Source organism: Streptomyces sp. NPDC034111, assembly GCF_055575375.1.
In genome coordinates this window covers 37,671-48,169 of sequence record NZ_JBVIST010000013.1, presented here as the reverse complement: position 1 = coordinate 48,169, position 10,499 = coordinate 37,671, and the positions used below count along the sequence as shown (strand labels likewise).

The window sequence follows — 10,499 nt, the reverse complement described above, 5'->3', positions numbered from 1 at the left end:
GACGTGGTCGATATGCGCGTGTGCGGTTACTCGAGTTCGAAGACCACCGAGACCGACAGCGAGTCGATGGCGTGCTTCTTCACACAGCGCCAGCCGCCCTCTTCGAATACCCCGTCCCACTCGTCGAGGGTCGGCAGGTAAACGCCCATCATGTCGTGCCCGAACTCGAATCCCAGGGTGAATATGGGGAGTTCACGGTCGGGGATGCCGACGGTGCGGGTCGCGTCGCCGAGCAGGAAGCGGCGCACATTCGGGAAGGCCTCGCGCAGCTTCCGCAGCGTCTGCACGCAATTCTCGCGGGGCCAGAAGTCGTGCCCCATCATGAAGCAGGTGAGCAGATCCACCTCGGCGAACTCTTCGGGCGCCACGACCTGGTCGATGGTGCGGGCATCACCGCGTACGAAGGAGATCTGGTCGCCGAATCCCTTGGCGGCCACCTCCTTCTCGGCCATACCGATCGCGCCGTCCGCGATGTCCACGCCGATACCGCGCACCCCGGGGAACCGCCGGGCGATCTGGATCAGCCGCTCGCCGCTGCCCGAGCCCAGGTCGGCGACGGTGGTGGGGGTGTAGCCCAGACCGTCGACCGCGGCCCAGAACGCCGGGTCGAAGTAGCGCTCGCTGATCTCCCGGCAGGCGTAGCTGATGGCCGCCGCATCCCGCTGGTAGAACGCGCCGACACGGTTTTCGTTCGGCAGTACCTGGGGCATACGGCGGAACAGTTCGCCGCTTCCCTGATTGAGCCAGTGGAACAGTGAACGATGGTGCTCGGCCTCGTCGAAGTACGGCCCGGGGAGGACGGTTTCGCCCTCGCGCCGCACGATATCCACACTGGCCAGTGCGGTGAACATTCCGGTCACCGCGGGCCGGTGCAGATCATGCCGCTCGGCGAAATCGGAAACGTCCAGCTTGCCGTTCTCCCGCAGCTCGTCAAGAGCTCCGAGCTCCCACGCGGCGCCGATGGCCGATGAAGCCAGCGTCGAGTTGAAGATGTCTGCCACGGCGCGTCGCGCCTGCGCCTCGGAAACCTCGGTACTCATATCACGCCTCCACCCCTCGAAGGGGTCGTCCGCAAATCGATTGGGCGTACGCAGTCCAGCGATTTCCAGTCTCGGGTGAACTCCCCGGCTGATCCACGACTTTTACCGTGCAGCGAAGCAGGTCGGCAGACGGCCCGGTCCGGAGAGGATTCTCCGGACCGGGCCGACGGGACGCGCAGGGGTGGCCCGGGTCAGGGCAGGGCCGGCCTCCGCTACAGATAGGCGTTGTAGTGCCGGTACGCCGGCCACAGCGCGGACCAGGGCTTCTTGGGCCCGTGGCACACCGTGATCGGCACGCCCTGTTCGGGGTTGTCGATGCCCATCCCGTTGTCGAGGCGGTCGACGACCTTGCACGAGCCGAAGTCCGCGTCGAGCCGGGCCCGTTCGATGCCCACCGCGATCACCACGTCGGCGCCCTGCGGCGGCGGGCCCCACTTGTGGAGCTCGTTGTGGCCGCTGTACACCCCGGGCAGCCCGTGGCCGTAGCGGTCCAGCGCCCCGGCCTCACCGAAGTTCTCGGTGAGCACCACCGCGCGGGAGCGCTCACCGGCCGGCAGCGCCCGGTAGGCGGCCTCGGTCTGCTGGACCATACGGGGCCAGCCGACGGTCTCCAGCGGCATGCTGGCGACCTGGAAGTCGCGCAGGGCGCTCTTGGGGATCACCGGCAGCGACAGCAGCATCTGTGCCGCCGCGCTGAGCACCAGCGATACGGCGAGCAGCGACAGCCGCAGCTTGCGGGGGCCCGCCCAGCGGTCGGCCCTCACACACCCGGCGGCCAGCAGCGCGATCAGCAGACCGCCGGTGTAGTCCGGGCGGCCGCCCTCGATGAGGTACGACGCCGCGGTGGCCGCGAGATAGCCGATGCCGAGCGCCCGTACGGGCTTCCACTCGGGCACCCGGAACAGTTTGACCAGCCCGATCATGCACAGCACGAACAGCGCCGGGCCGAACAGCAGGACGAGGTTGGTGGCGAACATGGCCCGGTTGGCCTCGCCGTCGGTGCCCGCCAGCCCCTCCGCCATCTGGAGCTGCGGGAAGTCGTGGGTGATCTGGTAGACGAGGTTGGGCGCGCCGATGACCAGCGCCAGCGCCGTCCCCGCGTACAGCCGCCGGTCCGCGAAGACCTTGCGCGGCCCGATCACCGCGATCCCCACCAGCAGCGCCACCGGCAGCAGCAGCACGATGTACTTGGCGTACAGGGCGACCCCGACCACCACTCCGGCCCACAGCCACCACTTGCCCTCCCCGCGCAGCAGCACCCGCAGCGCGAAGAGCAGCACCGCGGCCCAGGCCACGGTGTCGAAGCTGGTGGTGAGGATCCAGTGGCCGAAGCTCAGCACCATCGTCGAGGTGGCCACCCCGAACGCGGTCAGCGTCTGCGCCCGCCGGGAACCGCCCAGTTCGGCGGCGATCATCGCGCCGAGCAGCGTCACCGCCATGGCGCACAGCACCGCCGGCACCCGGATCGCCCACATGCTGTCGCCGAAGACCGCCATCGCGGCCCGTACGGCCATCGGCAGCAGCGGCGGCTGGTCCACATACCCCCAGGCGAAGCCGTGCTTCCCCAGCAGGCGGAAGTACAACTCGTCGGCGTGGTAGCCGTATTCGCCCGCGAACGCGAACAGCAGCACGGCCAGTGCGGCCACCACCACGGCCACCGGGCGCCAGGCCACCGGCGACGGGCGGAGCACCTCCGCTCCGGTCCCGGCCGCTCTGGTATCCCTGTCGAGGGACGTCGTCATCACGCCTCACTTCCCGCTGAGTTGTCGATTCGCACCCGGCCCGGCCGGGGCACCTCAGCCGCTCAAGTAGTGGTAAGCGGGCCACAGCCGGGCCCAGGAGTCCTTGCGGCCGTGGCACACCGTGACCGGCTTGCCCTGCTCGGCGTTCTCGACGCCGACGCCGTTGTCGATGCGTCCGACGACGGTGCACGAGCGGAAACCCGCGTCGAGCCGGGCCCGTTCGATGCCCACCGCGACCACCACATCGGCCCGCTCCGGCGGCGGGCCCCATGCATGCAGTTCGTTGTGGCCGCTGTAGACCGTGGGCAGCCCGTGCCCGTAGCGGTCCAGCGCACCGCTCTCCCCGAGGTTGCCGGCCAGCACCACGGCCCGCGCCCGCTGCTGCGGCGGCAGCGCCTCGTAGGCCGTACGCACCTGCGCGGCCAGCCGGGGCCAGCCGACGCTCTCCAGGGAGATGTTGTTCAGCGGCACGAACGGGGAGTTCTGCGGCAGCACCGGCAGCGCCATCAGCACCTGGAGGACCGCACTGGCGGCCAGTGCGGCCCCCAGCAGTACCCGCCGGAACCTGCGCCGCCCCGTCCAGCGGTCGGCGGCCACCGCCCCCGCCGCGAACAGCCCGATCAGGAAGCCGCCGACGTAGTCGGGCCGCCCCCCGCCGTAGAGCGTCAGCGCCACCCCGGCGACGAAGGCCGGTGCCAGCGCCCGCACCGGTCGCCAGGCCGGATCGCGCAGCAGCTTCACCAGTCCGGCCACCCACACCACCGTCAGCACCGGGCCGAGCAGAATGACCAGGCTCGGCAGGAAGATGATCCGGTTCATGGGGCCGTCGGTGGCCCCCAGTGCCTCGGCCATCTGGAGCTGGGGGAAGCCGTGGGTGGCCTGGTAGACGAGGTTGGGCGCCCCGATGACCAGGGCGAGCGCCATCCCGCCGTACAGCGACCGTTCACGGAACACCCGCCGCGGCCCGGCCAGCGCCAGCCCCGCCAGCAGCGCCACCGCCAGCAGCGCCACGATGTACTTCGCGTACAGCGCCAGGCCCAGCACCACCCCGGCCCACAGCCACCACTTTCCCTCGGTGCGCAGCAGCGCCCGCACCACGAACAGCAGCAGCGCCGACCAGGCGAGCAGGTCCAGGGTGGTGGTCACCATGATGTGGCCGACGCTGAGCACCAGGAAGGAGCTGCCCAGCCCCAGTGCGGCCAGCGTCTGGGCCCGGCGGGTGCCGCCCAGTTCGGCGGTGATCAGCGTGCCGCACACCACCACGGCCCCGGCGCACAGCGCCGCCGGCACCCGGATCGCCCACACCGAGTCACCGAGGACCTGGGCGGTGGCGTGCACCACGGCCGGCACCAGCGGTGGCTGGTCGGTGTACCCCCAGGCCCAGCCGTGCTCCCCCAGCAGCCGGAAGTACAGCTCGTCCACGTTGTAGCCGTACCTGCCGGACAGCGCGAGCAGCAGGACGACGACCCCGGCCGCGACGCCGCCCGCCGCCCGCCAGTACGGCCGCACGGCAGTGCCCGCGTCCGCCTCCCGCGCCTCCACAGGGACCGCCACCATGTGTCTCCCCGCCCCCCGTCGCCGTCCGTTCCGGATCACCGCTCGGAGTGTGCGCGCCGCCCGGGGCGGGCCGCCACGAGTTTGCGTTGTCAGCTAAGCAGCGCGCCCAGCCTGTGCGGCGCGTGCCGCCGCGTCCCCCTTGCGCCGGTAGATCAACCTGTCCACCAGCAGGAACCGCACCAGGAACACCACCACGAGACTGACCACGGTCGCCGGCACCGGCCCCATGCCCGCCTGCTCCACGAGCAGCATCATCAACGGGATCCGCGCCAGCAGATCGGCGTTGCTCAGCGCCGCGAACCCCAGCAGCCGGCCGGCCCAGTGGCCGCGCTTACCGCTGCGGTAGACCAGGAAGTCCAGCAACGCGAAGTTCCAGGCCACCCCCAGCTGATTGGCCAGCACCTCCGCCACCGCGTAATGCAGCGACGTCGTCCCGGTCAGCGCCCACAGCGCCAGCAGATTCGGGACGAACCCCGAGACCCCGATCAGTCCGAAGATGACCATCCGTGCCCGCTGGTCGCTGCTGCGCAGCTCCGCGAGGTGCCGGAGGAACCGCAGCCCCTCCCGCACCGTCGACTTCGACTCCCCGGCGAACCGCTCACCGAACTCGTACGGCACCTCCGCCACCGAGCGCGGCCGGCAGCGCACCGCGAGTTCCAGCAGGATCTTGTACCCCAGCGGCCGCAGCCCGCCCTCCTCGCGGGTCTCGCCCTCCCGCACCGCGCGCTCCACCGCCTCCCGCCGGATGGCGAAGAAGCCGCTCATCGGGTCGGAGACCCCCTTCAGCACCCGCGGGAACAGCGCCTTGGTGACCGCCGTCGACACCCCCGACACCGCCATCCGGTACCCGCCGTCGAGCCCGCCCCGGCTGCCGCCGTCCGCATACCTGCTGGCCACCACCAGCTCGGCCCCGGCCCGCTCGCCCGTCTCCACCAACTCCGGCAGCAGCCGCGGCGGATGCTGGAGATCCGCATCCATCACCACGATCCACGCGCCGCTGGTCCGCGCGATCCCCGCCACCACCGCCCCGCCCAGCCCCCCTTCGGGAACCTCCCGGTGCAGCACCGACACCGGCATCGGGCACCGCGCGGCCGCCTTCTCGATCATCTCCGGCGTGTCATCCGTCGAATCGTCGACGAACAACACCTCCACCTCCCACCCCACCGGAATCGCCGCGCACACACCATCCAGCAACTCATCGATGTTTCCTGCCTCGTTGAACGTCGGCACGATCAACGACACAGCCGGCGCGGATGCCATGGCTCCTCCTGGGGGGTCAGCAACTGTCACCACATCTGCCACAAGAGCCCAGGAGAAACCGGAACTCATCATGTTTTACGGAGAAGTCAACCTGGCCGGGCGAGGTCCCGGTGCGCCAAGCCCCTTTCAGGAGCGCTGAGTCACCGCGCCGTACCTGGCCGTCAGTTCGCGCTTGAGGATTTTTCCGCTGGGGCCGAGAGGGAAGGCGTCGACGAATTCCACCGTGCGGGGGCATTTGAAGGCGGCCAGGCGTTCCTTGCTCCAGGTGATGAGGTCCCGGGCGAGTGCGGGCCCCGGTGTGCTGTCCGGTCCGGGCAGGACGACGGCGCACACCACTTCGCCGTAGAGCGGGTGCGGGAGGCCGATCACCGCGACCTGGGCAACGTCCGGGTGAGCGGTCAGCACGTCTTCCACTTCGCGCGGGTAGACGTTGAACCCGCCGTGCAGCACCAGGTCCTTCTTGCGGTCGAGGAGGGTCAGATAGCCGTCGGAGTCCTTGACGCCGAGGTCGCCCGAGCGGAACCAGCCGTCCACCATCACCTCGGCCGTCGCCTCGGGCCGGTTGAGGTATCCGGCCATCACATTGTGGCCCCGTACGACGACCTCGCCCGGTTCGCCGGCGGGCAGCAGGGCGATCCTGCCCTCCACGTCGGCTCGGGCGATCTCCACCTCCACGCCCCAGATCGGCCGCCCCACGGTGCCCGGCCGGCAGGGCCACGCCTTCTGGTTGTACGCGACCACGGGAGAGGTCTCGGTGAGCCCGTAGCCTTCGTAGATCCGGCAGCCGAAGGTCTCCTGGAATTCCTGGAGTGTCGGCACCGGCAGCGCGGCACCGCCGGAGAACGCCCGGTCCAGCCGGGGCCGGCGTCCGTCCAGTGCCGACGCGGTGAGGAGAGCGGCATACATGGTGGGGACGCCCATGAAGACCGTGCAGCGATGCCGCTCCATGGTCTCCAGGACCTCCTCCGCATCGAAGCGCTCCATCAGCACCAAGGACGCTCCGGCGCGGAAGCACGCGTTCATCGCGCACATCTGGCCGAAGGAGTGGTGCAGCGGCAGACACCCGAGCAGAAGGTCGTCCGGCCGGAAGTCGAAGGGGGAGAGCATCGTCGTGTCGACGTTCATCACGACGTTGAGCTGGGTGAGCATGGCACCCTTGGCCTGGCCGGTGGTGCCGGAGGTATAGAGGATCAGCGCGAGATCGGCGGGGTCGCGCGCCACATGACGGCCGACCGGCACGGCACGCGCGGCGAGTTCGTCGAGGCGCGGAATGTCCGCCTCGCCCCCCGGCAGCACCGCGAGGACCGGCACCGCGGCTGCCTCGGCGCTCCGGGCGCCGTCCCCGAGCAGCGGCCCGGCACAGATCAGCAGCTTCGCGCCGGAGTCCCGCAGGACGTGGGTGATCTCGCCGGATTTCAGCAGGGTATTGACCGGTACCACGACCGCGCCGAGCGCCAGTACGCCGAAATACGCCATCGGGAATTCCGGAGTGTTGGGCAGCAACAGGGCCACTCTGTCCCCGGCACCGATTCCGCGGGCGCGCAGCACCGCCGCGTACTGCCGGGCGCGGTACCAGACCGCGCGGTAGGAAATACTTTCCGAGCCGTATAAGAGCGCCGGATGGTCGGGCCGCGGACTCCGCGAGTATGGCTGCTGCCGAAAGAGACATGACGGTCTCCGTCCTTGGGGGTTTTCGACCGGAAGTCAGCGTCGACGAAACCTCCCCGCCGTTGGTGCCCGAGGCGGCCGCCGCCACATTGGCTACACCGGGCCACGAGGGGCTGTCCACCAACTGTCCTCGTGCGTTAACCGCCTCGCTGGCGTGGGGGTCGCGAGCCCACCATGGGCACCACCATCACCGGAGCGAGGCGATCTCATGTCACAGCACGTGGACTTCTTTTCGCGGGAACTGGCGGAACTGGGAGACGGCAGAAGGGACTTCATGGAAGTGGGGCGGCACGCCGGCCGCTTCCCCCGTGCGCTCGTCCGCAGCGGCAAGCCGGGCAGCGCCGTGTCCGAGATCAGCGTCTGGTGCAGCAACGATTATCTCGGGATGGGCGAGAATCCCGTTGTCCTGGAGGCGATGAAACGCGCCGTCGACGAATACGGCGCAGGTTCCGGTGGCTCGCGGAACATCAGCGGTACCAATCACTACCACGTCCTGCTCGAAAAGGAGTTGGCCGGCCTCCACGGAAAGGACACCGCGCTGCTGTTCGGCTCCGGATATGCCGCGAACGACGGCGCGCTGACGGTACTCGCCGGACGCATGGGCGACTGCATCGTCTACTCCGACGAGCTCAACCACGCCTCCCTCATCGACGGAATCCGGCACAGCGGCGCCGAAAAGCATGTCTTCCGGCACAACGACATCGGACACTTGGAAGAACTGCTCGCCGGGTCCGACCCGGACCGCCCCAAGCTGATCGTGGTGGAGTCGGTCTACTCCATGTCCGGTGATATCGCTCCGCTCGCCGCGATCGCGGAACTCGCCCGCCGTCACCGGGCCACGACGTTCCTCGACGAAGTCCATGCGGTCGGTCTGTACGGGCCGGAAGGGGCCGGTATCGCCGCCCGCGAGGGGCTGGCGGACGATTTCACCGTCGTCATGGGAACCCTCGGCAAGGGATTCGGCACCGCCGGCGGCTATATCGCGGGCCCACAACCGCTCGTCGAAGCCGTCCGCAGTTTTGCGCGTCCCTTCATCTTCACCACATCACTGCCGCCGGCCGTCGCCGCCGGCGCCCTCGCCGCCGTCCGCTATCTGCGCCGCTCCGACCGCGAACGTGAACGGCTCCACGACCGCGCCCGGCTGCTCCAGCAGCTCCTCAGGAAACATGGCATTCCCTATATTTCGGACGCTTCCCATATCGTGTCCGTCCTTGTCGGCGACGACGCCACATGTAAGGCCGTCGCCGCCCGGCTCCTGGCGCGGCACGGCGTCCACGCCCAGGCCATCAACGCTCCGAGCGTCCCCCACGGTGCGGAGATCCTGCGTCTGGCGCCCTCGGCCGTACACACCCCGGGTGAGGTCGAGGAGGTGGCGACGGCGCTGAGCGAGGTGTGGGAGGAGATTGTTGTCCTGCCCCGCCGCTGAGGCCGAAAATCGCCCCTCCCTCGGTGAACCGGGCGATCCCCTGCGGAAGTTGCCCGGCGCGCCCCGCGCCTTCGCCCGCCGGCCCGGAACGCCGGGGCCAGGCCCGGAAAATCCCCTGCCATGGCCATGCAATCCACACGCGCTATGGTGCTTCCGCAATCTGTTCAGTGCTCATGCGTACGGGGAAAAGTAGGTCTCACGGTGTCCGATCTTGGACGGCTCATAGCCAACCGTTACCGGCTGGTGGAGCGTGTGGGCCGCGGCGGCATGGGCACCGTGTGGCGGGCCGAGGACGAACTGCTCGGCCGGCATGTCGCCGTGAAGAAACTGCATGTGCAGCCGCACCTGCACGACGACGAGATCCAGCGCCTCTACGAGCGCACCCGCCGCGAGGCCCGCAGCGCCGCCCGGATCACCCACCCCAACGTGATCGTGGTGCACGACGTCGTCGACGACGAGGGCCTGCCGTGCATCGTCATGGAGTACATCCCCTCGGTGACCCTGAGCGATGTCCTGAAGCAGCAGGGCACCCTGCCCCCGGACGAGGTGGCGCGGATCGGCCGCATCATGGCCGCCGCGCTGCGCGCCGCACACGCCGCCGGAGTGCTGCACCGGGACATCAAGCCCGGCAACGTCCTGCTCGGCCACGACGGGCGCATCGTCCTCACCGACTTCGGCATCGCCGTGGAGTCCGGCACCCCGTCCCTGACCAAGACCGGTGAGCTGGTCGGCTCGATCCAGTACCTCGCCCCGGAACGTCTCCGCACCAACATCGCCGAACCCGGCCCCGCCAGCGATCTGTGGTCCCTCGGGGCGACGCTGTACCAGGCGGTCGAGGGACGGCCCCCGTTCCGCCGGGACACCGCGATCGAGACGGCGTACGCCATCGCCGCCGAGGCGCATGAACCCCCGCGCAGCGCCGGGGACCTCACGCCGGTGATCGAGGGGCTGCTGGTCAAGGAGCCCGGCCGGCGCATGGACGCGCACGAGGCCGAACGCCTGCTGAGCCATGTGACCGGCACCAGCACCGGCACCAGCACCGGCACCAGCACCGGCACCAGCACCGGCACCAGCACCGTCCCCGTCGCCCCGGCCCCGCGTCCACAGCGTGCCGACGGCACCGGTACCCCCGCGCGCGGGGGGCGGCGTGGCCGCCGTACGGCACTGGTGCTGGTCTCCGCGGCGGTGGTCGCCGCCACCGCGACCGGCGGTGTGCTGCTGTGGCCCAAGGACGAAGCCGCCGAGGCGAGCCCCAAGGGCGGTGCCGCGTCGACGAGCGCCCACCCGTCCGGGGCCAAGGCCCCCTCCAGCGGCTCGCCGAGCCCCAGCGCCTACCCGACGCCACCGGTGCCCGCCGGATACCACCTCAAGACGGCCGGCCAGGGCTTCTCCGTCCCCGTACGGGACGGCTGGAACCCCAGGAACGTGCCCAACGGCGATATCGCCTACATCGACCCCACCGGGCTGGTGGGCCTGCGGGTCGCGGTCGTCGCGTTCGCGGGGTCCGACCCCCTCCAGCACTGGCGGGACACCGAAGAGGCCCAGACACGGCGCGACAACCCGGGCTATGAGCGGGTCAGGATGGCCCCCACGACGTTCCGGGGACGGACCGCGGCGTACTGGGAGTTCACCTTCCAAGGCCAGGTGCGGCAGTTCCGTGCGGTGGAGTTGGCCTTCAGCGGCACCGACGGCACCCAGTACGTGGTCTACCTCTCCGCGCCGAGCGCACAATGGAACCAGTACCGCCCGGTCTTCGACAACGCGGTCAAGGGCATCCGCCTCCGCGAATAGCCTCGGGAGGATCGC

The 10,499-nt window shown here is 70.1% G+C and carries 6 protein-coding genes and 1 pseudogene; 2 read left to right on the top strand and 5 right to left on the bottom strand.

The window, feature by feature from the left end:
* Positions 1–26: 26 nt before the first annotated feature.
* From mppJ to ACZ55A_RS25470, 5 genes and pseudogenes are all read right to left on the bottom strand, one after another.
* Positions 27–1,040, bottom strand: coding sequence for a phenylpyruvate C(3)-methyltransferase (mppJ, locus tag ACZ55A_RS25490; RefSeq protein WP_468844315.1), 1,014 nt, complete (start codon positions 1,038–1,040; stop codon positions 27–29).
* A 212-nt stretch (positions 1,041–1,252) separates the two neighbouring features.
* Positions 1,253–2,782: an ArnT family glycosyltransferase gene (locus tag ACZ55A_RS25485; protein WP_468844313.1), complete on the bottom strand. Its 1,530-nt coding sequence runs from the start codon at positions 2,780–2,782 to the stop codon at positions 1,253–1,255.
* Between the two features lie 54 nt (positions 2,783–2,836).
* A complete protein-coding gene (locus tag ACZ55A_RS25480; protein WP_468844311.1) occupies positions 2,837–4,339 on the bottom strand; it encodes a glycosyltransferase family 39 protein in 1,503 nt (500 codons plus the stop codon).
* Positions 4,340–4,432: 93 nt separating this feature from the next.
* The gene (locus tag ACZ55A_RS25475) at positions 4,433–5,599 is read right to left on the bottom strand and encodes a glycosyltransferase (RefSeq protein ID WP_468844308.1); all 1,167 of its coding nucleotides are present in this window, start codon (positions 5,597–5,599) and stop codon (positions 4,433–4,435) included.
* A gap of 126 nt (positions 5,600–5,725) precedes the next feature.
* Positions 5,726–7,268: pseudogene (locus ACZ55A_RS25470) on the bottom strand (long-chain-fatty-acid--CoA ligase).
* 207 nt (positions 7,269–7,475) lie between these two features.
* Between ACZ55A_RS25470 and hemA the strand changes: the two are divergent.
* Both hemA and ACZ55A_RS25460 read left to right on the top strand, forming a co-directional pair.
* Positions 7,476–8,693, top strand: a complete 1,218-nt coding sequence (hemA, locus tag ACZ55A_RS25465) for a 5-aminolevulinate synthase (RefSeq protein ID WP_468844306.1) — start codon at positions 7,476–7,478, stop codon at positions 8,691–8,693.
* A 201-nt stretch (positions 8,694–8,894) separates the two neighbouring features.
* A complete protein-coding gene (locus ACZ55A_RS25460; RefSeq protein ID WP_468844304.1) occupies positions 8,895–10,484 on the top strand; it encodes a serine/threonine-protein kinase in 1,590 nt (529 codons plus the stop codon).
* Positions 10,485–10,499 lie beyond the last annotated feature (15 nt).